Source organism: uncultured Ilumatobacter sp. (assembly GCF_963980585.1).
Taxonomy (GTDB): Bacteria; Actinomycetota; Acidimicrobiia; order Acidimicrobiales; family Ilumatobacteraceae; genus Ilumatobacter_A.
Genome location: NZ_CAXCAM010000011.1, coordinates 1 through 22,176 on the forward strand (window position 1 = coordinate 1; position 22,176 = coordinate 22,176).

19 protein-coding genes and 1 tRNA gene are annotated in these 22,176 nt (G+C 64.4%); 6 read left to right on the forward strand and 14 right to left on the reverse strand.

Annotated elements, in window-relative coordinates; translation table 11 throughout:
* Both ACH2DW_RS05340 and ACH2DW_RS05345 read left to right on the forward strand, forming a co-directional pair.
* A tRNA-Thr gene (locus ACH2DW_RS05340) sits at positions 1-76 on the forward strand.
* 40 nt (positions 77-116) lie between these two features.
* Complete coding sequence (locus ACH2DW_RS05345; RefSeq protein WP_394928684.1) at positions 117-1,100, forward strand: 3'(2'),5'-bisphosphate nucleotidase; 984 nt, start codon at positions 117-119, stop codon at positions 1,098-1,100.
* A gap of 28 nt (positions 1,101-1,128) precedes the next feature.
* Here the strand turns inward: ACH2DW_RS05345 and ACH2DW_RS05350 are convergent, their stop codons facing one another.
* Entirely contained in the window at positions 1,129-1,929 is an 801-nt protein-coding gene (locus tag ACH2DW_RS05350; RefSeq protein WP_394928685.1) for an SDR family NAD(P)-dependent oxidoreductase, read from the reverse strand.
* 181 nt (positions 1,930-2,110) lie between these two features.
* Here ACH2DW_RS05350 and ACH2DW_RS05355 point away from each other — a divergent pair, with 181 nt between their 5' ends.
* Both ACH2DW_RS05355 and ACH2DW_RS05360 read left to right on the forward strand, forming a co-directional pair.
* Entirely contained in the window at positions 2,111-3,403 is a 1,293-nt protein-coding gene (locus ACH2DW_RS05355) for a 2-oxoglutarate and iron-dependent oxygenase domain-containing protein (protein WP_394928686.1), read from the forward strand.
* An 81-nt stretch (positions 3,404-3,484) separates the two neighbouring features.
* On the forward strand, positions 3,485-4,555 hold the full coding sequence (locus tag ACH2DW_RS05360) for an ROK family protein (protein ID WP_394928687.1): 1,071 nt from the start codon (positions 3,485-3,487) through the stop codon (positions 4,553-4,555).
* Here ACH2DW_RS05360 and ACH2DW_RS05365 read toward each other — a convergent pair.
* From ACH2DW_RS05365 to ACH2DW_RS05425, 13 genes are all read right to left on the reverse strand, one after another.
* Positions 4,508-5,605: a DUF418 domain-containing protein gene (locus tag ACH2DW_RS05365; RefSeq protein ID WP_394928688.1), complete on the reverse strand. Its 1,098-nt coding sequence runs from the start codon at positions 5,603-5,605 to the stop codon at positions 4,508-4,510. The genes ACH2DW_RS05360 and ACH2DW_RS05365 overlap by 48 nt on opposite strands.
* On the reverse strand, positions 5,596-6,552 hold the full coding sequence (locus tag ACH2DW_RS05370; protein WP_394928689.1) for an alanine racemase: 957 nt from the start codon (positions 6,550-6,552) through the stop codon (positions 5,596-5,598). The genes ACH2DW_RS05365 and ACH2DW_RS05370 overlap by 10 nt, the downstream gene beginning before the upstream one ends.
* A gap of 81 nt (positions 6,553-6,633) precedes the next feature.
* The gene (locus ACH2DW_RS05375; RefSeq protein ID WP_394928690.1) at positions 6,634-7,899 is read right to left on the reverse strand and encodes a glycosyltransferase; all 1,266 of its coding nucleotides are present in this window, start codon (positions 7,897-7,899) and stop codon (positions 6,634-6,636) included.
* Between the two features lie 7 nt (positions 7,900-7,906).
* Complete coding sequence (mftE, locus tag ACH2DW_RS05380) at positions 7,907-8,635, reverse strand: mycofactocin biosynthesis peptidyl-dipeptidase MftE (RefSeq protein ID WP_394928691.1); 729 nt, start codon at positions 8,633-8,635, stop codon at positions 7,907-7,909.
* Positions 8,636-8,691: 56 nt separating this feature from the next.
* Positions 8,692-9,585 carry a mycofactocin-associated electron transfer flavoprotein beta subunit gene (locus tag ACH2DW_RS05385; RefSeq protein ID WP_394928692.1) on the reverse strand — a complete coding sequence of 298 codons (894 nt, stop codon included), beginning with the start codon at positions 9,583-9,585 and terminating at the stop codon, positions 8,692-8,694.
* Positions 9,483-9,830, reverse strand: coding sequence for a ferredoxin family protein (locus ACH2DW_RS05390; protein ID WP_394928693.1), 348 nt, complete (start codon positions 9,828-9,830; stop codon positions 9,483-9,485). Before ACH2DW_RS05390 ends, ACH2DW_RS05385 begins: the two co-directional genes overlap by 103 nt.
* Complete coding sequence (locus ACH2DW_RS05395) at positions 9,827-11,131, reverse strand: FAD-dependent oxidoreductase (RefSeq protein ID WP_394928694.1); 1,305 nt, start codon at positions 11,129-11,131, stop codon at positions 9,827-9,829. Before ACH2DW_RS05395 ends, ACH2DW_RS05390 begins: the two co-directional genes overlap by 4 nt.
* On the reverse strand, positions 11,128-12,078 hold the full coding sequence (locus ACH2DW_RS05400; protein ID WP_394928695.1) for a mycofactocin-associated electron transfer flavoprotein alpha subunit: 951 nt from the start codon (positions 12,076-12,078) through the stop codon (positions 11,128-11,130). Before ACH2DW_RS05400 ends, ACH2DW_RS05395 begins: the two co-directional genes overlap by 4 nt.
* Before the next feature lie 74 nt (positions 12,079-12,152).
* Positions 12,153-12,575 carry a cyclic nucleotide-binding domain-containing protein gene (locus ACH2DW_RS05405; protein WP_394928696.1) on the reverse strand — a complete coding sequence of 141 codons (423 nt, stop codon included), beginning with the start codon at positions 12,573-12,575 and terminating at the stop codon, positions 12,153-12,155.
* Positions 12,576-12,623: 48 nt separating this feature from the next.
* Entirely contained in the window at positions 12,624-13,247 is a 624-nt protein-coding gene (locus ACH2DW_RS05410; protein WP_394928697.1) for a DedA family protein, read from the reverse strand.
* A 43-nt stretch (positions 13,248-13,290) separates the two neighbouring features.
* Complete coding sequence (locus ACH2DW_RS05415) at positions 13,291-15,015, reverse strand: alpha-amylase family glycosyl hydrolase (protein WP_394928698.1); 1,725 nt, start codon at positions 15,013-15,015, stop codon at positions 13,291-13,293.
* Between the two features lie 104 nt (positions 15,016-15,119).
* Complete coding sequence (locus tag ACH2DW_RS05420; RefSeq protein ID WP_394928699.1) at positions 15,120-17,627, reverse strand: beta-glucosidase family protein; 2,508 nt, start codon at positions 17,625-17,627, stop codon at positions 15,120-15,122.
* A 69-nt stretch (positions 17,628-17,696) separates the two neighbouring features.
* Entirely contained in the window at positions 17,697-19,643 is a 1,947-nt protein-coding gene (locus ACH2DW_RS05425) for a mycofactocin system FadH/OYE family oxidoreductase 2 (protein WP_394928700.1), read from the reverse strand.
* 133 nt (positions 19,644-19,776) lie between these two features.
* Between ACH2DW_RS05425 and ACH2DW_RS05430 the strand changes: the two genes are divergently transcribed.
* Both ACH2DW_RS05430 and ACH2DW_RS05435 read left to right on the forward strand, forming a co-directional pair.
* On the forward strand, positions 19,777-21,195 hold the full coding sequence (locus tag ACH2DW_RS05430) for a diguanylate cyclase domain-containing protein (protein WP_394928701.1): 1,419 nt from the start codon (positions 19,777-19,779) through the stop codon (positions 21,193-21,195).
* A gap of 104 nt (positions 21,196-21,299) precedes the next feature.
* The gene (locus ACH2DW_RS05435) at positions 21,300-22,160 is read left to right on the forward strand and encodes an SDR family NAD(P)-dependent oxidoreductase (RefSeq protein WP_394928702.1); all 861 of its coding nucleotides are present in this window, start codon (positions 21,300-21,302) and stop codon (positions 22,158-22,160) included.
* Positions 22,161-22,176: the final 16 nt, after the last annotated feature.

Genomic DNA, 22,176 nt, shown 5'->3' on the forward strand with positions numbered 1-22,176 from the left:
GCCGGGTTAGCTCAGTTGGTAGAGCACTTGATTTGTAATCATGAGGTGGCGAGTTCGATCCTCGCACCCGGCTCCACGATCACTGCGTGGTGCGGTCTCGTTAGAGTCGCACACCGATGAGCGCCTCTCCTTCTGAAGTCCATGCGGCCCTCGCGGCAGTGACTGCTGCAAGCCGTCTTTGTTCAGCAGCGCAAGGCCGACTCGCTGCCGGTGACACGCTCACCAAGTCCGATGACAGTCCGGTCACGGTTGCCGACTTCGCGGCCCAAGCCGTGGTGTGCGCGGAACTCGGCGACGCACTCGGAGACGTGGTGATGATCGGTGAGGAAGATGCCGATGATCTGCGCGCCGATACGGCGAATGAGTTGCTCGCCGGTGTCACGGAGCTCGTGCGCGGGCAACGCGGAGGAGCATCGCATGCCGACGTGCTCGACTGGATCGCCACGGGGACTTCGGCCGATCGCGCAGCGTCGTCCGGCCGCTACTGGACGCTCGACCCAATTGACGGCACCAAAGGGTTTCTTCGCGGCGATCAGTACGCCGTTGCGCTCGGGCTGATCGACGATGGCGAGGTCATTCTCGGTGTGTTGGGCTGTCCGAACCTTCCCAACCCAGACGGCTCAAGGGGCGCAATCTTCACGGCCGTTGAGGGCTCATGCGAAGCGTTCTACGGCGCCTCGCCTGATCCGGTCGACATCGCCGTCGTGGCGCCGGCCGCAGTTGCTGAGGCGAAGTTCTGTGAGTCGGTCGAGTCGGGCCATTCCGACCAGTCGCAGTCGCAGCAGATCGCTCAATTGCTGGGCATCACATCAGAGCCGTTTCGCATTGACAGCCAATGCAAGTACGGCGCGGTCGCACGCGGCGACGCATCGATCTATCTTCGACTTCCGACCAGGGCCGACTACCGCGAGAAAATCTGGGACCACGCTGCCGGCAAGTTTGTCGTCGAGCAGGCCGGCGGCCGGGTTACTGACGTGACCGGCGCGCCGCTCGATTTCGCGCACGGAGCATGTCTCGAGACCAACAGTGGCGTCGTCGCCACTTCGGGGGAAATCCACGACGACGTGATCGCCGCCGTCCGCCAAGTCCTCGGTGTCTAGGCCCTCGTACACCCTGAGCCCTTCGTCGCTAACGCGGGCCACCGTCGATGTCGATCAGAGCGCCCGTGGTGTACGTCGATGCGTCGCTCGCGAGGTACAGCGCAGCGCCGACGACCTCGCCGGGTTCGCCGCCCCGCTCGAGAGCAAAGGCATCCGCGGCTCGGGCCTGGAACGCTTCGAGGTCCCAGGCCTTGGAGATATCGGTGAGAAACGGGCCGGGCACGATGCAGTTCACCCGCACGGTTGGACCGAACGTGCGCGACAACCCGTAGGTGAGGTTGTTGAGCCCGGCCTTGGCCGCGCCATAGACCAACTCCTGGGGGCTGGGGCGACGTGATGCGATTGAGGACACGAAGATGATCGATCCGCCGTTGCCGCTGTCGACCATTCGCGTTCCGATCAGCGCCGACAACCGAAACGGCCCTTTCAGGTTGACGTCGAGCACCTTGTCGTAGAGCTCCTCAGTGATCGAGTCGACTGACTTGTAGAGCGGCGACATTCCAGCGTTGTTGACGAGAATGTCGACCTTGCCGAACTCGCGGTACGCAAGGTCGGCCAGTCGCTCGCTGTCGTCCCAGTTGCCTGCGTGGTACGCCACGGGAATCGCCCGGCGTCCGGTTGCTCGCGTCACTTCGGTCGCCAACTGTTCGCAGTTGTCGAGCTTGCGACTGGCGATGACGACGTCGGCACCACGCTCGGCAAACGCCATCACCATCTCGCGCCCGAGACCGCGGGACCCGCCGGTGACCACTGCGACTCGGTCGGTGAGGTCGAAAAGGTCGCGTGCCTGGTTCGATTCGGTCGTGCTGTTCGTCGGGTTGTCGCTCATGGCCTGAGATGTTGGCATGCGCGCCGGCGCAATCGCTCAGTGACCTCGTCGCCGTCGTGCAGCACACGCGATGAGCGCGATTGCAGCGAGGAACACGCCGGTCGCTGTGGCCGCCCGCCGGGGTTCGAATGCGCCAGCCTGACCAAGCCCGCCGATTGAACCTGCCGATCCGATCGATGCAATGGAGCCAGAGGAGCCGACGGAGAGAATGGAGCCCGAGGACGCGATCGACAAGATGGAGCCGGCGGAGGCGATCGACAGAATTGAGCCGACTGACGCGATCGACAAGATTGACCCGGTCGATGCAGTCGAGCAGATACTGCGAACCGAGAGCAGAGATCTGACGGACCAGATCGATGTTGTTGCAGAGAGCGACATCACACCAGCATTGCGGCTGTTCGCCGTTGGTGTGCACCGTGAGTCAGCGGTCAGGCCGGTCGACCGGGCGTCAGTGCCGGTCGATAACCTTTCCGACATGAGTGATCAGATTCTCGACGTCGATCTTCTCGCCTTCGAAACGGGCAGTTCCGAGCAACGGCGCGCCGTGGTCGATGGCGTCACACGCAGCCTTGCAACGGGTTTCGTCTACACCAGCCACGACCTCTCGGAAGATCTGCTCGACACTGCCTACGGAATGCTCCGGGAATTCTTCGAAAAAGAGCCGGATGAGAAGCAACGATTCACGCCGCCTGGTGCAAACGGTCAAACGGGTTACACCGGGTTGTTGGTCGAGACTGCAGCGTCGAGTGACAAACCGGATTGGAAGGAGATGCTCAACTGGTCGACACCAATCGCCTCCGGGCATCCCCTGCGACGCAACTTCGCAACGGCCTACCCCGATCAGGTGCTGCCCGAGTCAGTGGTGCCTGGGATCACCGATGTGCTCTATCGATTCCATGATTCAATTGCGGATCTCCAGCGCCGATTCCTGCACATCATCGCTGTGGGTATTGGCTGTCATGAAACGTTCTTCGACGACATGGTCGCGGACGGGCCCACGCTCACGCGGGCGATCCGCTACCCGTCGATGGGAGAACTCCCCGACGCCGGGAAGGACGGCACCGGGCCGGCCCACGTGTGGGCAGCCGAGCACGGCGACATCAATCTGATCACCGCGCTACCGCGCGCCACGGCCCCGGGATTGCAGGTCAAGGTCGGCGATGACTGGGCCGACGCAGTGGCACCCGACAACGGTGTCATCATCAACACCGGCATCATGCTTGAACGGTTGACGAACGGCGCCATTCCAATCGGCTGGCATCGCGTCGTCGCCTCGCCGGGTTACACCGGCGAGCGATACAGCGTCGTGCAGTTCTGCCACCCGCGTCCCTGGACCGTGCTGGCACCTGTCCCATCCTGCTGCACGCCCGACAACCCGCAACGGTTCTCGGCCATGAGCGCCGCAGACGCGCTCGACGAAGTGCTCTACGAGATCAATCTCGTCGAAGATGCTCGTCGGGTCTCCGAGCACTGATGGGCTCGCGGCAAGAATCTTCGTGAAGTAGCAAACGAATTTCAATGCGGCACGGGGCGCGACCGATACGGTCGGCGTCAGATGGCCGACGGCAACCACACCGCACAGCGCGATGCGCACGACGATCAATCCGTCGAAGTCGATGACGAGATCGATGTCGCCTCGGTGCCCCCAACCAATGTCGTGCTCGGTGTCGACATCGGTGGGACAAAGTTCGCGGCCGGCCTGATCACTGCTCGGGGTGAACTCGTGGCGCGTGCTCGAGTCGAAGTGGAACGTGACGTCGGCTCCGAGTCGCATTGGACGGCACTTGCCGGGCTCGTCTCGGAAATGCAGTCGCAAGCGGTTGAGCAGCACGCTCGTATCCGCAGCGTCGGCGTCGGGTGCGCTGGTCCGGTCACCCGCCAACTTGAAACCGTCTCGCCGGTCAACATTGCCGGCTGGCGGGAATTCCCGCTGCGTCGACGGCTCCGTGAGCTCACTCAGTTGCCGGTGTACGGCGATCTCGATGCCAAGGCGCTCGCCTTGGCGGAGGGTTGGTTGGGCGCGGCTCAGGGTCATCCGAACTTCTGTGCGATGACCGTCTCGACAGGGATCGGTGGGGGGATCGTGCTCGATGGCGAACTCCTTGATGGCGAGTCGGGCAATGCCGGTCATGTTGGACACATCATCGTGGAGCCGGGCGGTCGTCGTTGCGGCTGTGGAGCACAGGGATGCTTGGAAGCAGAGGCGTCGGGTCTTGCGATCGAGCAGATCACTGGCCGTCCGCCAACGGAGCCGACGTACGAGATCATGCAACGGACCGGGACACTGGTCGGTCGAGCTGCGGCCTCGATTTGCAACTCGCTTGATCTGTCACTTGTCGTGGTCGGTGGTGCTGTCGCACTGGGATTCGCAGCCACTTTCTTCCACTCGGCGCAGATGTCACTCGACGAGCACGCGAAGCTTCCGTACAGCGCTGGAGCGAGGATCACCCCGTCGCGACTCGCTGACTCGGGGCCGCTGATCGGAGCTGGCGCAGTCGGATGGCGTGGCAGCCGTCGCGATGTTCGCAGCGGGACTCAAGGTCAGCAGTCGTCGGCGAAGTCCAGCGCTTCTGCGGACTCAGCCGCCGATGGCTCGATAGACCCGCTCGGCGGGACCACGGCCTAATCGGCGGTGCCACACGTTGGCGAGCGCGATCGCCACGATCCAGAAGCCGCCAGCAAACAGCAGTGAGGTCGACAGGTCGGTCGGGACGACCCAACCCATCCAGTCGACGACAAAGTTGAAAACCACGATGTGGAGCAAGTACAGCGTCAACGTCAGCTGGCCTGCCCGGCGCAACGGATCGACGGCGGTCGGGAAACGCTCGGCGATGACATCGATGACGACGTAGGCCAGAAGGGCCGTCCCGAGCGCGCTCGCGAAGAAGATCACACTTCGGCTCGCCGGCTGGGTCGACAGCACGAGCGATTGGAACGTGGTGTCGGCGCCATCGCGCGCGACCGAGGCACCGGCGAACAGCATCAAGCCGGTGCCGCCGACAATCGCTCGCCAATCGGGCCGCCCCAGCATGCGTCCGAGCAGGATCCCCGCGCAGAAAAAACCGAGCCACGGAAGCAACGGATGCGTGCCGTTGACGAAGACGTTGAAGACGTAGCTCTGCGGAGAACCCTCTGACGGGGAGAAGAGCCAGGCCGTGCTCTCGCCAGCTTCTTGCTGCCAAAACCTCCAGGTGCGAAGGAGCGCGCCTGCCCCGACGGCACCAGCACCGATGAGGAGAATCCATCTCGACCGCAGGGTGAACAGGCCGGCCGCGATGACGAACATCGCGCCGTAGAACGGGATAATCGTGCCTTCCCAGATCATGTCGAGATACAACCCGCCTGCGTAGAGAACCGCGCCGCGTCGAACGAGCCGCCACCGCATCTCGGTCACACGGTCCGTATCGCCGATGGCTCGACGCGTGAGCAGTGTGACGCCGACGCCTGCCACCAGTACGAACGTTGCGGCGAAGCGGGTCGCGAGCGGACCGGTCCACGGATTGAAGAGATCATCGGCCCAGCCGTCGCCGCGAGATGCACCGCGGATGATCAGGTAGCCGTGGTAGTTCATCACGACCACCCCGATGAGCGCGAGCGCCCGAATGACGTCGGGGCCGGGCTGGCGCCGCGTCGAACCGGCCGCCGGCGAGGTCAGCGTGCTCGTGTTCAGAGCCATCGATACTCGTCGACCGCCGTCATGTGCAACGGGCGTTGCACGTCGACGTGGTCACCGACCGATGGGAGCGCGTTTCCGACCGGGACGAACGCCATTGACGCATGCATGTGCGGCGGTTCGTGCAGCGCCAGCCGTGTCTGCGCGAAGTGGAACGGACTGAGGCTGCCGCGATCGCCTTCATCGATCATCGCCACGCCGTTGGCGGTGCCGGCGCCGATGATCACGAGGTGTCCGTCGGCTGCGACTGATCCGAGGCGGTAGCCGGCGGTGCCGCCGGCGGTGATCGGACGGACGTCGAGCACGTCGGCATCGAGGTGGAGCGCGGACTTGTCGCCGTGCCACAGCATCGTTCCCAGTCGCAAACGGAACTGGTGGGTGGCGGGCAGGGCGCGGTACTGATCAGGATCGAGATGACTGACCCAGACGGGGATGGAGGTGTCGATGTCGTCAAGCCGGTCGGTGATCGCTGCTGCGTGTTCTTCGGGGGACCCAGCGAGCGGTGGGTGAATGCTGACACCGACGACGTGAAGTCCTGCACGTTTGGCGAGCTCGACCATCTCGTAGTCCCCCCCAAATCGGCGCATGGGACTGACGAGCTTGACGATCACCCGGCCACCCCAGTTTGCCAGCGCATCGATGTGGGCCTGACTGCCAACGGTGAGCACGGGGCCCGACGAGCCCGATGCGGGTGCCTCGGGCGGCGACAGTGTGGGTGTCAGGACGACGACCGTGAGCTGATCGGGCAGGCCGTCAAGTTCGTGCACGGTGCCAACGGCGATGGTGTCGCAGAAGTCAGCAGCGACCGCTGCCAGCCAGTTGCGGCCGAATCCGTAGCCGTTGCCCTTGACCACGGGGACCAATCCACCGCCGGCCTCGTCGACCGCGTTGGCAATTCGAGCAACATGGCTGCGCCAGACCGCGGTCCGGATCGTCAATCGAATCGTCACCGACACGACGGTAATCGCTGGATTCGGTCGATCGGTCGTCGCCCTGCGGTGAGATGTACCCGCGAGAGTTGTTGCAGCTGCTCACCGGCCGGGCCAGGGCCGCCAGCGAGGGAGTAGCGGGTTGATGGTGCGAGTGCGGATCATGCCGGCCCACACACCCCAGCCGTAGGCGACATCGGTCGTGGTGGTCGAGGGACTGGCCGCGATCGACGCAAGCGCGGCCCACCTGAAGCGTCGTGAGCACAGACTCCCGACGACCACAATCGGCCACCACACCCGTCGGATCGCAGCAGCGAACTGTTGACCGGCGCGGAGATGGCCAGTCATTGCCAACCTGAACGAGCGAGCTGCCGGCACCCCGGGAAGTTTCGGCGCCAGGCGGAGCGCAGTGCTGACAGCAAGACCGCACGCGATTGCGGGATGTCCGCCGAGCGCTGCGACCCAGACTCCGGCAGTCCAGCCGTTGCTGTGTACCGGTGACAGCTGTCCTGGGTGACGAAGGGCCAGCGGTGCTGCTGACGATCCGTATCCGGCGTGTTGCCGAATGCGGGCGATCAGCGTGCGTCGCGGATCGTGCCAGACCGCCGATGATGGTTCATACCTGCATCGCCATCCGGCTTGATCGAGCCGCCAGACCAGGTCGACGTCCTCGCCGAACCGCAATTGTTCGTCGAATCCACCGACGGCATCGAAGGCGGCGGTTCGTACGACGAGCGCGGCGGCGGGAACATAGCTGACCCGAGTGCCGCTCCGAATTCGTGCGGGCTGATCACCGAGGTCGAGCGGCGACCCGACTTCGCCGGTCACGCGCGGAGCCACCAGGCCAACATTCGGGTCGTCAAAGTGGGGGAGCAGCGCGTCAAGCCACGAGCCGATGCCGACGTCATCGAGGAGATCGACGTCGGCATCGACGAAGGCAATGAGTTCGGTGTCGACGAGTGGTCGCGCTGCGTTGCGCGCTGCTGCCGGGCCGCGGTTCAGGTCGAGGCGGACCTGTGCCCCCGCAAGCGGCGGCTCAGAGCCGTCGTCGACCACGATTCGTCCGTCCACGGTCGCCACACCTCCGAGTTGCGGGGTGACGACTGTGACGTCGTCCATGGACAGCGTCGACGGTTGCTCCGGGACTGGATGGATCGATCCGGTCTCGAGGAGGCGATCGACGAGCGGTGATGCCGCAACGGGTTCATCGCGCTCGATGGCATCGAGGACGCGCCCGCCGGCCACGGTCGCGCGGAACACCGTCAGCGGCGAGCCGGCCAGCACGACGTTCCCAAAACGCTCCCATGACCGATCGCGAACGTAACGGCGTGTGAGCCCCCCGGCCGACGCGGTCGTGGCGGAGACCATCACAGCCTCACCCGATTGGGGTGGGATCGATCGGTCGCCAGGCTTCGATGGCATGCACCAGGTCGTTGACGAAGGTGGTGATGAACTGGTCGCCCTCGCCGCCGGATGCTCCGGTCGGATCTCCGAGCACCCCGCTCGCGCTGACCGCTTGGACCCCGACGCGTTGGAGCTCTTCGATGTCAGCGTCGATTCCAGGCTCGGCCAGTTCCAGTCGGACGAGACCGGGGTCGATAGCGAGCATGAGGGACGTTTCGATACGGCCCGCGTGGAGGTCCTTGGCGCCGCCGTCGGCGCGCTGCGGCCACTTCGGCGACCACGACAACACATGGCGACCCTCGTGACGAAGTGTGCTTACGGCAGCGGTGAGGGCACTCGCGTTTCCGCCGTGGCCATTGACGAACACGACGCCAGCGGCCCAATCAGCGCTCCGCCCAAGTTCGAGAATCACGTCGTGCATCACCGCGGTCCCGATCGAGAGCGTTCCAGGAAAGCCGGCGTGTTCGCCCGATGCGGTGACGGTCAGCGTGGGGCCGACCATGAGGCCGTCGGTGAGATGCATCGCACGCGCGACGATCTCCTCGGCAATCAACGTGTCGGTCGACATCGGGAGATGCGGGCCGTGCTGCTCGGTCGACCCGATGGGGATGAGGACCAACGGAGCTCGAGTGCCGTCTTCAGCGATCGGGTCATTGAGGAGCGTCTGCACATCACTCCACGTTGCGTCGCCCAATCGCATCGGACCATCATGCCGCCAAGGGGTCCCAACCGCGCGAACGGCGATCGGGAGTCACCTCAATCGGTTGGCTGTTCTCCGAGGTAGCCCCACTCGTCGAGTTGTTCGATCACCAGCGCGGCGGCGTCGCTTGGTTCAAGCGTCACTGTCTCGGCGTGCGTCTGTTCGGCTGCTCCGATGTCCAGAATGTCGCGTACGCGGGCCAGGGTTCCACCCGCCGGAGCGGGGAGTTGGCGTGCGCGAGGACGGTAGGCCGTGATCTGAGCCATGTCCTCGGCAGCGGCGGGGCCTGGCGACACCCTGATCTCAGCAGTCTTGGCGCGTAGCGCCGCGGCGAGCGGAGCACGGCGCAGCCGGGCAACCGATCCCTCGACGGAGAGCACAGCCGGCGTTGGTACATCGAGAACCTCGCGGCGGCCACCGTCGAGTCGTCGAATGACACGCAGGGGTGAACTCGAGGGGTCGATGTGCACCAGTCCCAACGCCTGTGCTGCGCCGAGGTGCGCCGCGAGGTACGCGGGAACGGAACCGGTGCCGCGGTCGAGTGAGTAGTCGCCGCACACGACGAGGTCGGCATCGTGGGCCAACGCAGCGATGGCATGAGCAACGTCGTTGCTTGCGGCGGTGGTCGCATTGATTCGCACGGCGTGGTGCGCGCCAGCGGCGAGCGCATCGCGCAGCACGGTGTCAGCTTCTGCCGGACCGACGCACACAACGGTCACGTCGTCGGTGCCGGCAAGTTGCAGGCCGACCTCGAGCGCCGCCTCATCGGCTGGGGACACCCCGGACCAACGTGGATCGACGTCGCCACCATCGACCGAGACCCATTTCCAACAGACGGTGACGCGACTCACGACCGTTTGAACACGACGCCGTGGCCACCTTCGGGATAGCTCCACGAGATGGCGCCCTCCTTGTTGCACACCAGATAACACGTGCCACATTCGAAGCATTGTTCGTAGTTGAACAGGATGCCGCCGTCGCTCGTCGGGACGAACAACTTGGCCGGGCAGGCAACGATGCACTCGCGGCTGGGACAGTCACGACACACGGTGTCGTCGACAACGATGTGCGCCCGCTCATGGACGTCGAAGCGCGTCGATCCAATGAGGTCTTCGAACGAGCGGGTCGGCCACTGCTCGGTTTCCTTGGTTCCGGCGGCCGCAATGCTGGCCCAGCGGTCACTGATCTTGCTCATCCGAACGTCCTCAATCCCTCGAGTGTGTCTCTGACGACATGGCGCACCTTCAACCCGGCGCGCTTGCGTTCCTGATTGAGCACCCGGATCAGGCCCGGCTTCGGCGTCGGGTTGTCGACGCGGAACATACGCTCGACCGAGTTGGCGATCATCTGCGGATACAGATGCTGCACCCGGTCCGACAGCACGATCTCAGGCGCCCGGTGCAGACGTTTGTGGTCGCGCAAGACGAATGTGTCGTTGAGCCGGCGCTCATATCCGGCTAAGCCTTTGGCAGAAGCGTCGCCGGATGCGAGCGCCTCCACGGCCGCCTCGCCGGCGTAAATGCCGCTTGCCATGGCGAAGTTCACGCCCTCCAGCCACAGGCCGGCGGCCAGGCACATCGCGGCTGCATCTCCGGCGATGAGGATGCCGTCGCCAGTCATCTGCGGCATCATCGACAAGCCAGCCTCGGGGATCACGTGCGCTGAATACTCCTGCACCTCGCCACCTTCGACGAGTGGGGCGATGCCGGGGTGTTGCTTGAACCGCTCGATGATCTCTTCGGGACGCAACTCCTGGGCTGCGAGTTTGGGCAGCTTGAGGACACACCCCACGGCGAGCGTGTCGAGATTGGTATAGACGAAGCCGCCACCGTTGACCCCGGATGTGCCACCGAGCACTTCGATGTCCATCCCGTCGCGGCCACGGACGCCGAAGCGCTCGTCGATGACTTCCTTGGGAAGTGCGATGGTCTCTTTGACGCCGACGGTGTAGTTCGCCGCGTCGACCTCGCCGTACATCCCCGCCTCCTTGGCGAGGAAGCTGTTGACGCCGTCGCAGGCGATGACGACCCTGGCACGCAAGTCGCCGTCAGGACGGTCGGTGGTGACACCAACGACCTGGCCGTTCTCGCGCAGCAGACCGGTGGCGGTCGTGGAACAGACAAGGGTCGCGCCGTCGGCCTCGGCCTTGCTGGCGAGCCAATGGTCCCAATCGGGCCGGAATGCCGTGGCACCGTTGTAGGGAGCGCTGCCCCATTTTTGGCTCCGGAAGTCGACACTGACCGCCTGGTCGTCGGTCAAGACCATCGTGGAGCGGCGAGTGATCCAGCGCTGCACCGGTGCTTCTTCCCACCATTGCGGGTGCAGCTGGTCGAGGATGCGGGGATAGACCACGCCGCCATACATGTTCTTTGAACCGGGGAACGGGCCGCGTTCGAGCAGGATGACCGAGTGGCCGGCCCGTGCGAGCACCGTGGCGGCCGTGGCGCCGGCTGGGCCAGCGCCGACCACGACGACGTCGACGTCAAACTCGGTCATGCGGGGGTCTCCGCCGTGTTGGCTGAGCGTTCGGCGAGCAGACGGGTCAACGCTGCAAGCGTTGCATTCGCGTCGCTCACGATGGCGAGGTCACTCATGTGCATCATGGGGCAGTGGGGGTCGGTGTTGACGCTGATGATGTGGTCGGGGCTGCCGAGTCCGGCGGTGTGCTGAACCGCCCCGCTGACTCCAAAGGAGAGGTACAACTTCGGATCGACCACGACGCCGGTGGTGCCGATCTGCTTGTCATGATGCACCCACGATCGATCCGTGATGACCCGGGTGGCTCCCATGGTCGCACCGATGTCGGCAGCGAATGCTGCGAGCTGAGCAAACCGTTCCTCGCTGTCAAGTCCTGCGCCGCCACCGACGATGCGGTGTGCCTCGGACAGGTCCATCGTGCGGACGTCAGGAGGCAAGATTTCCACGACGGTCGCATCATGGCCGGACACCGCCTCGTGATCGACGCGTACGCGCCGGACTTCGGGGTGGCCGTCAAACGACGCTGCTCCGCGAATACCCGGCTGGAGCGTGGCGACGAAGGCGCCACTGGGCCGAAGTTCGTGGAGCTCGCGGCCGCCGGAGCGAGCCACGAATACCGAGTCATGAGCGAGCGCGGTAGCGCCGGCGTACAGCGGTCGGCTGAGGCGAAGCGCAAGTGCTGGTGCAAGGTCGCGACCATCGGGGCAGTGGGGAAGCACAACCTGGTCGGTCGAGCCGGGCAGAACGACGTCGTCGGCTGAGTTGATGAGAGCTGCAAGGTGGCGCGCCCAGCGCGCGATCTCCACATCGCCCAGGTCGACGAGTGTGACCGTTCGAGCTCGATCAGTCAGGTCGATGTCATCGACGCCTGAACCAACCAGGACGACATTGCCATCGCATTCAGCAATGGCGTCGTCGGTGCCAGCTGGCAGAACGCTCTCTCGAACCGGCACCACTGCGATCATCGATCGTCAGCGTACGGGGCGTCACGTCGTCGCTCGCAACCGTTCGCCGACTGCGTCGCAAACTCTCGGTGTTTTCAGCTCAGCATCGAGGGTTCGAGCTGATGGACCCGCTTCGCAGTGGCGACGAGGAGCTTGCGTGTGATGGCGGGACTCTGATCGAGCAGTTGCTCGAACTCGCGACGGTTGAGCACTTCGACCGTCATCGCGGTTTCGGCCTGCACCGTGGCGGTTCGTGACCGGTTGGCGAGCAGCGCCACTTCGCCCAGCACGGCACCCTTGCCGACCGATGCAATCAACTTCCCGTCGCGCCAGACCGATGCGGTCCCTTCGACGATGATGAAGGCTTCGCGACCGGCGGTGCCCTCCTTGATGACTTCCTTGCCGGCTTTGATGTCGATCGGTGTCATCAATCGATCAATCGCGGCAAGTTCCTTCTTCGAGAGCCCGGCGAAGAGTTCGATTGAGGCGAGGGCAGCAATGGTTGTGTTCGTCGTCATATCCCTAGTGTGCACCATAGAGACACGTCGCCTGGCACCGCGCCGGCTTCAGGCCGCTGCGGTCTTGCGACGGTCGCGTTGCCAGCGGACCAGTTCGACAATGCCCGTGATCGACAGCGCCGTAACGAACGCCAGGATGAAGGCAAGCGTGTGATTGTCTTCGAATTGCTTCCCGAACACGAAGCCGAGGATGGCGGCATACGACGCCCAGATCGTGACAGCGATGGCGATCCAGAACATGAACCAACGGCGTGGCTGCTGCGTGACGCCCGAAGACACGGTCAGCACGGTGCGGCCGCCAGGGATGAATCGTGCGGTAATCAAGAGCAGGCCACCGCGTTTGCGGATCTGGTGCGCGGCCCCATCCAGCCGCGCCCGTCGCTCTGGCTTTCTGTCTGCCCACCGGTTGACCAGGCCCTCAAAATTGCTCCCGATCGCATAGGCGAGATTGTCGCCCACGAACGCTCCGGTCGCACCGGCGATGATGACGAGCAAGAGACTTTGGTCGCCGGCACCGGCGGCCACGCCGCCCAGGATCACTGTGGTCTCGCCAGGAACGATCGGAAGGATCGAGTCGAGGAGCGCGACCGCAAAGATGACCAGCAGGAACCACCAGTTGCCTGAGAAGTCTTTGAGTTGATCGGTGAAATCGGTGATGACGTTCGCCAGCATGTGCGACGAAACGTTAGCGGTCAGGTGTGGAGGACAAGACGTGTCAGCTGGCGAACCACACCGTGGAGTTCGCGGGAATGACGCCGGGTGTGTGCATTTCGTTCGGCTCGCTGGAGAACACCGGTCGCGCAATCGAGAGTTCGGGGTGTTCGAGGTCGACTGCCACGGGCTGCATCGTCGCGTTGACGACGATGACGAGGCCACCTCGCCGAACGCCGACGAGGTCGTGGCCGAGGTCGAGGACCTCGGCGCGGAGCGGCTGAACAATTGCGAATTCCGCTCGAGCATCCGAAGCTGTCCGATACAACTCGAGCATCGACGTGTCGTCGTCCTCTGCCGTTGCCAGCGCGTAGGCGCCCCAACCAGCAGGTTGTGGCAGCCACGGCTCGCCGACCGAGCCGTCAGCAGCGGGCTTCGAGAACCCGAACGACGTCGACACATCGGTGTTCCACGGCAGTGGAATGCGACATCCATCGCGGCCGACCTCTGCACCGTCCGTGAGGTGGAAGATTGGGTCCTCGCGGTAGTCGGCGGGGATGTCGAGGACCTCGGGCAGGCCCAACTCTTCGCCTTGATACAGGTAGAGACTTCCGGGCAACGCAAAGATCAGGGCAGTCATCGCACGCGAGCGGCGGGCGCCGAGCTCGAGGTCGATCGCTGCGCCAGACAACGCCAGATTGTTGTTGGTCCACGACTCGGGCAGGTGGGCGTCGGCCTTACCGAGCCGAGTAACGATGCGTTGAATGTCATGGTTGTTCAGCGTCCAGGCCGGCGCGACGCCGGTGCTGTTCAGAATCTCGAACGGATCGCGCAGGGCGAGCTCGATCGAACCCTTTTCCCAGGGAGACAGCATCAGGTCGAACGAGAACATTTGGTGGAACTGGTCGGGTTGGGTGAACTCCTTGACCAATTCGGGGCGGCGCACGGCGTAGGCCTCGGCGACCATCATCAGGTCGCGCCCGGGATGGCGAAGCTCGTAACTCTCGAGTGTCGATCGAAATTCGCGCCAGACGTCGTGGCCCTCGGGCCGGAACACGGTGTACGGGTTGACCCAGGTGATGTCGAGTATTCCCACGTCTGCGCCGACCGGAGGCTGATCGGGCAAGTCCGGGTGCTTTCCGGTCGGTGCGACGGCATCGACGCGGAAGCCGGCCACGCCGCGGTCGAACCAGAACTCGAAGATGTCGGCGAAATGCTGTTTGACGTCAACGTGGGTGTGATCGAAGTCGGGCTGGTGTGGCGTGAAGGTGCCGAGATACCACTGGCCGTCATCGTCGCGGTCGTTGACGCGAGTCCAGGCCGATCCGCCGAATGCGGCGCGCCAGTTGTTCGGTGGTTCGTTGCCGTCACCTTTGCCATCGCGGAAATAGAAGCGCGCGCGTTCCGCGCTGCCGGGCTCGGCCAACAGTGCTGCCTGGAACCACTCGTGTTCGTTGCTGCAGTGGCTGGGCACCAGGTCCATCAGGATCTTGATGTTGTGCTGTTCGGCATCTGCGAGCAGCGCGTCGAAGTCGGCGAGCGTGCCATATTCGTCGTGGATGCCGAAGTAGTCGGCAACGTCGTAGCCGTGGTCCTGTTGTGGGCTCGGGTAGCACGGGTTGAGCCAGATGGCATCGATGCCCAGCGAGTCCAGATGATCGAGTCGCGATCTGATGCCCTCGATGTCGCCGATCCCATCGCCCGTTGAGTCCGCGAACGATCGGACATAGACCTGATAGATGAGCGCGTCCTGCCACCAGTGGCGCTGCAGGGGTGTGTTGCCAGCCATAGAACGCAACAATGTAAGCGCTTTCAGCGCGTTTGGGTGCGTCGAAGGAGGTGAGTTGGTTCAAGTGGTTGTTCGGTCGGGGAACACCGGTGGCAGTGTTCGATTCAGGAGATGGTGACGCGGTGCCGCTGGCGCTCGTCGTTGGCCGAAGCAGCCAACACGATGTCGTACTCGCCTGGCTCGAGTCGCCAGTCGTCGGCAGCAGTATCCCACCGTCGGAATGCCGTCGGATCAAGTTCGAGCACGGCGTTCACGGTCGTCCCCGGCTCGACTGTCAGCTTGTCCCAAGCTTTCAGTTCCAACCGGGGCCGCATGTATCCGGGCGCCACGGCCTCGACGTAGCCTTGAACAACCACCGTTGCTGCTCGGTCACTTGTGCACGTGATGGGCACCGTGACGGTGACACTGCGGTTCTCGGCGTCGAGCACGGCATCGCCCCACGTGGCATCGCCATAGCTCAGCCCGTGGCCAAACGGGAAGCGCACTGGCGTGTCGGTCGCGTCGTAGTGGCGATAGCCGACGAACAGGCCCTCTGCATAGCGTTGCGTGCCGTTTCCTTCGCCGTCATGATCGGGCCGATGGTGGAGATAGGCGGGGTGGTCGGCGAGGCGAACGGGGACCGTGATCGGCAGTCGACCGCCAGGGTCTGCATTGCCGAGGAGAATGTCGGTGAGCGCTTCGGCCTGTTCCTGGCCGGCAAAAAAGGGCGTGAGAATCGCGGCCGCTGACCCAGGGTCGCTCGGATCGGCCCAGTCCATCGTCACGGGTGAACCGGCGTTCACGATCACGACGGTACGCGGGTTCGCGGCGACGACGCGGCGAACCAATTCGTCCTGTCGGCCTGGAAGATCCATCGTGGTTCGGTCGAACCCTTCGGTCTCCCACTCGTCGTTGGTTCCGACCATGACGACAGCGACGTCGGCGGCTGCTGCGGCGGCGACGGCGCGGTCCATCAGGTCGGCAGGCTCGGGGGAGCGGATACCGACGCGCAGTGCTGCAAAGCCGTTGACCTCCGAGGTGGCCCACCGAACATCAAGTTCGACCGGGGTGCCAGCGGTGCACTCCAACGTTGCCGTGGCCTCGACGCTGCCGTAGCCAAAGAATTCCTCGCTGCGCGGCAACTCCATCAGCGGGTCTTCGACGAGCGTGGCGCCGTTGGCGGCCATCGTGAACGGTCCTGTCGAAACGATACCGACGACGTGGGGGCCGTCGGAGTCGGGGATGAACGAGCCACTGATCCGCGTGGAGAACCCGCGCGGGTCGACTCCATCGGGGGTCGACCCGAAAAAGCGGATCATCGACGTCGGTGCCGGCTGGACGACGACGATGTCGCCGTTCCAATCGCGCCCGTTGGCGTATTCGATGCGCAGACCAGGCTCGCCGTTGGGTTGGCGCAGCTGACTCTTGAGGACGACCGGCGTGAGGCGATCGATGCGAACACCTGGTTCGAAGATGACCGACGCGCCGGTCGGCGAATCCGGCCCGATGCGGTCGGTCAGCGCGTCGAGCAAGGTGCGATGGCCGAGTGGAACGAGGCTCGCAGAGCCGCCGCCCATCGAGCGGTCGATGGTGGCATTGGGGCCGAGCACGGCGACCCTCGTCAGGCTCGACGCGTCGAGTGGCAGGACGGGTGAGTTTGCGAGTGCGGCGACCGGATCGTTGCGGAGTAACACCGTGCCGGCCGTCGCTGCGCGGCGGGTGAGGGCGCGTTCGTTTGGCTCATCGACCGATTCCTCCTCGACATTGGCGTCACGCTCGTCGGCCTTCACGCGATTGGCCAGCACGAGAATGTCACGGACGAGGAGGTCCACCTGCGCCTCGGTGACATCGCCACGTTCGACTGCGTCTTCCAGCTTCTTGCCGTAGACCCGAACCGGGGCGGGCATCTCGATGTTGAGCCCGGCATTTGCCGCCGATACGGCTTCGTGGACCCCGAACCAGTCGGAGACGACGAAGCCGTCGAAACCCCACTCGGTGCGCAAGATGTCGGTCAGCAGGCCGCGGTGCTGTGCGGCGTGTTCGCCGTTCAGTTTGTTGTACGCGCTCATGATGCCCCAGGCGCCGCCCTCTTTCACGGCGCGTTCGAACGGACGGAGGTACAACTCGCGCAGCGAACGATCATCGATCTGGACGTCGACGCTCATTCGTTCGATCTCGGTGTCGTTGCACACGAAGTGCTTCACCGTGACGGCGACATCGTGGGATTGGACGCCCTGAACGTACGACGCGGCAAGTGCCCCGGACAGTTCGGGGTCTTCGCTGTAGCACTCGAACGTGCGGCCACCGATCGGTGTGCGATGCAGGTTGACGTTGGGGCCGAGAAGGACGTGGGCGCCCTTACGGCGGGCCTCGATCCCGAGAAGTGATCCGATCTCGCCGAGGAGTTCGACATCCCACGTGGCACCAAGCGTGATCCCGGCAGGCACGACGACGCCGGGGGTTCCACCGCCACCATGACCCTCGCCGCGGATGCCGTTGGGCCCGTCGCTCATCTTGATCGCGGGGATACCTGCCTCGGGAAAGGCCACGGTCCTCCACGTGTTCTTGCCGGTGACGATCCGACATTTGTCGGTGAGGGAGAGTGCGGACAATGCCGCGTCGATGTCAATCACAGTCGTGGACGTTAGAGGACGGCAGATCGCTTTGTCGGCGCTCTGGGCAACATCTGACCGGCCAGCGGTTCAGACGGCGGCGCCGGCGCGTTCGCCCTCGATCACCGCGCTGTGCGCGCGCCGGGGTGCGACGCAGTCGCCGACGCGTTCGACGCTGACGCCTGCAGCGCGCAGGTCGTGGTAGAGCCACTCGACCGGGTTGCCATGGATGGCGAGCACGATCCAGTCGGGACGGCGCTCGACGTTCTGGCCGGTGGGATGGTGCAGCAGCGTCAGCGTGTTGCCCTCGAGACCCATTGGTACGAGGTCCGTGGTCTGCGCGATGCCCTTCTCGCCAGCACGAATCCACCAGTTTTCCATGTCGAGGGTGATGCCGAGGTCTTGGCCGACGACCATGCCCGGCGTGACGATTTCGACGTTGCAGCCGCGATCGGCGAGCACTTCTGCAGTCGAGGTGGCGTGGTGGAATCCAATTTCGTCGATCAGCACAACGTCGCCAAAGGGCTCAGCGGTTCCCTCGAGGACCTCGCGAACGTCGGCGACGTTGGTGGCATCTTCCGGGACCCAGTACGGCCGTGCCGGTTCGGCCCCGGTCGCAATGATGACGTGGTCGGGGCGGCGTTCCTCGACCAGGCCGGGCCAGACGCCGACGTCGTATTCGAACTCGACGCCGAGCCGTCGACACTCGGCGAGTTGGTTGCGCACCATGTCGCCGAACTCGGCGCGGTTGGGCACCGAGGCTGCGATTCGAACCTGGCCGCCGGCCTCCGATCCCTTTTCGAACACGGTGACCGCGTGCCCGTTGCGGCGCGACGCGATAGCTGCCTGTAGTCCGGCGGGGCCGGCACCAACGACCATCACCGATTTCGGCTTGGGTGTGATCCGGATGGCACCGACCCCTTCCGCCTCACGTCCGGTGCGGGGGTTCTCGATGCAGCCCAGCCACCGATTCAGACCCATGCGACCGACACACTCCTGGTTGCACGACAGGCAGAGCCGGGTCTCATCGGTGGCGCCGGCGCGGGCTTTCGCCGCGAAGTCGGCGTCGGCAATCTGGCCGCGCACGATTCCGACCAGGTCGCAGTGGCCTTCGGCGAGTGCTCGCTCGGCCTGGAGCGGATCCTTGAATCTGCCGACTCCGACCACGGGAAGGTCGACCGCCTTGCGGATCGCCGAGGGGATGAACATCGCGTAGCCCGGCGGGATGTGCATCGACGCTTCGATCATGAACAGGCTTGCCGTGGCCACACCGATCGACGTGTTGATGTAGTCGACCTGGCCGGTCTGCTCGACGAGTTCGGCGATGCGAACGGCGTCGTCGATCGTGGTGCCGCCGTCAATGAGCTCGTCCCCGCAGATTCGGACGCCGAGCGCAAGTCGATTGCCGATCACCTTGCGGACTGCTGCGACGATCTCAACCAGCAGGCGCGCCCGGTTCTCGAGCGAGCCGCCGTAGCCGTCTGTCCGTTTGTTGGTCGCCGGAGACAGAAACCCGCGGACGATGGAGCTGTGCGAGCACTGCAGTTCAATACCGTCGAAGCCGCCTTCGGCGCAGTGTTCAGCGACCAGCGCATACCCGGCGATGATTTCGTCGATCTCGGCGTGGGTGACGGCTTTCGGCACTTCGCGGAAAAGTGGATCGGCAACCGCGGAGGGAGCCCAGACCGGCAGTCGCGAGTACATCGATGACGCCTGCCCGCCGTTGTGGTTGATCTGCGCGAAGATCGGTGTGCGGTGCCGGTGGACGGCTTCGGTCATGGCCAGGTAGCCGGGAATGACGTCGCGGTGAAAGCCGTGGATCAGCTTCTCGTACGGCCAATCGGTCGGGTGAGTCGAGTGCTCTTCAGTGATGATCAGTCCGGTGCCGCCTGCGGCTCGGGCGGCGTAATAGGCGGCGTGCTGAGCGGTCGGGAGACCGTCACGCGCGTAGTTCGTGAGGTGGGCCGAGAAGACGATTCGATTCCGTGTTTCGACCGGACCGAGTTGCAACGGGGTCCACAGGTAGCGGCTGGACATGTGCCGACGAAGCTATCTCTGCAAGTTGTTCCTGGTGAAACTGTGGTCGCAGACAGCATCGCGCCTGGTCGCGAGCCGAACTCGACTCAAGGTTGACCGCTGTCACGTCGATGCCATGACGATGGGCAATGGGATGAAACTGACTGGCGGCCAGACATTGGTCGCTGTGGAGAACACGGGAAAGCAGCAGTTCGAAGCCAACCCGTCGCTGCTGCTTGACGTCATGCCTGTGGCGATGTTCGTCATCGATACAGCAGCGAACATCGTATTCGTGAACGAACGACTGCTGGGCATGATCGGTCGAGAACGATCGACCGTGCTTGGGCGTTCCGCAATGGAATTCATTGATGATCGGGATGTGGACTTTGCCATCGATCTGCTCGCCAATGGCCCTGATTTCGACGGGACGGTGATGGGGCCGAGTCGGATTCGCTACGTCGACAGCGCCGGCGTGAGTCACTTCACGCAGTTTTGGTCCTACGAGGCGCCCGCCGAACTCGGTGTCGCTGGGTATGTCGTGACGCTGACGCCCGAATCGGTTCGTGACGTCCTGGCGACAGCGGTGACGTCTGTTGCATCGGACGAACCGTTGGACCGGACTCTGGCGGCCATTGCGATGTGCGGCCGCGCGATGCCACTTGACGGCATCGGCTGCATTCTGCTTGTCGAGCCAGGGGCGCCAACCGACCAGGATCTGTTCCGCGTGATGGGGGAGTGGCCGATCGACGCTGATCTCGTCAATGCGCACGACACGCCATGGCGCCGCTGTCTCACCCGGAACGAAACACAGGATGTCCTTGACGCGACCTCGAGTGATGTCGACGCGCGTACCGGTGCAGAGATGGCGATGGCCCAGCTCCCCGCAGCGTGGGTGCGCCCGATCGTCGACGGGTCCGGCAATGTTGCTGCCGTCTTGATTGTGTGGCGGCGTATCTCCGTCGTGGTCAGTCCCAACCAGGAGCAGCACATCACCGAGGTGATTCGGTTGGCTCGCCTTGCGCTCGAGCAGGCCGATTGCCGCAGCGAGCTTGAGCTCGCTGCACGTCGTGACGCGCTGACCGGGGTGGGCAATCGGACGTCGCTGAACGACCGCATCGAGTCGGCGCGGACGCCCTCAAGCGTCTTGTTCATCGATCTCGACCGGTTCAAGGCGGTCAATGACACCTACGGCCACGCTGCCGGTGATGAGGTGCTGGCGCAGACCGCGCGCCGCATTGCCACAGCAGTACGCGGTGGTGGCGATGTGTATCGAGCCGGTGGCGATGAGTTCATCGTCGTCTGCGACCACGGGTCAGAGTCCGACCAGGACCGCGAGCGAGGGCTGTTGGCCCTTGCGGAGCGAATTATCAAGCACCTGCGCGCGCCGTTCGACTGTCTGGATCATCGGGTCCGGATTGGTGCGACGATTGGTATCGCGAGCGGTCGACCTCATCCTGAGGTTGCGCGTTCACTGGAGGACACGATCCTCGTTGCCGACCGTGCGATGTACGCAGCGAAAGAACGTGCCCGAGGCACCATCCACCACGCGGACGTCGTGATACACGCCAACTGATGCCGATCGAGAGTGATGCCGAGTGAGGTCGTGTCGTGACGTGTCACGCGCTCTCCGCGCGTGTATCAACCACTCGTCGCGCGACGCATCGTAGATTGGCCCTTATGACAGTCGTTGGGAATGTCATCGCGCCCGGCAATGTCGCGGTGATCACCGGTGGAGCCGGTGGCATCGGTCTCGCCGTCGCCGAGCAGTTGATTGAGCGCGGCATGCGCGTCGTGCTCGCGGACATCAACGCACCCAAATTGCATGCCACTGCAGGCCGACTCACCGAGGCGGGCGCCGACATCGCCACGTTCGTGTGCGACACCGCCTCAGAAGGATCGGTCGCCGAACTCGCCGAGTACACGCTTGCCACCTACGGAGCAGCCCACCTCGTGTTCAACAATGCCGGCATCGCTGGAATGGGCGATGCCTGGAACGGCCCGATCGAACTCTGGCGCAAAGTGGTCGACATCAACCTCTTCGGAGTTGTCCACGGCATTCGTTCGTTCTTGCCGATCATGAACGAGCAGGGCCTCGGGCACATCGTGAGCACTGCATCGATGGCTGGTCTGGTCGCCATGCCGGGTGCCGCGCCGTACAACGCGACGAAACACGCGGTTGTTGCCATCAGCGAAGGGCTGCGCATCGAACTTGAGTCGACGGGGTCCCCGGTCGGTGTGAGCGTGCTATGTCCCGGCTTTGTCCAGACCGATCTCATGGATGCCGAACCCGACCACGTCGACTCGCCAATGGGCGAGCTGATGAACGAAGCCGTCGCATCCGGCATTGCTGAGGGGATGCCTGCGAACGACGTAGCAACCGAGGTCGTCGATGCGGTCGACACCAACCGCTTCTGGATTCTCACGCATGCCGACATGCGTGAACGACCGGTCGAGCGCATGCAGCGCGCCGCCACCCAAACGAACCCACCAATGCCATTTGACGAAGCGGATACCGCACCCGCTGACGGCCAGAACTGAACGAGCGAGACAGAGA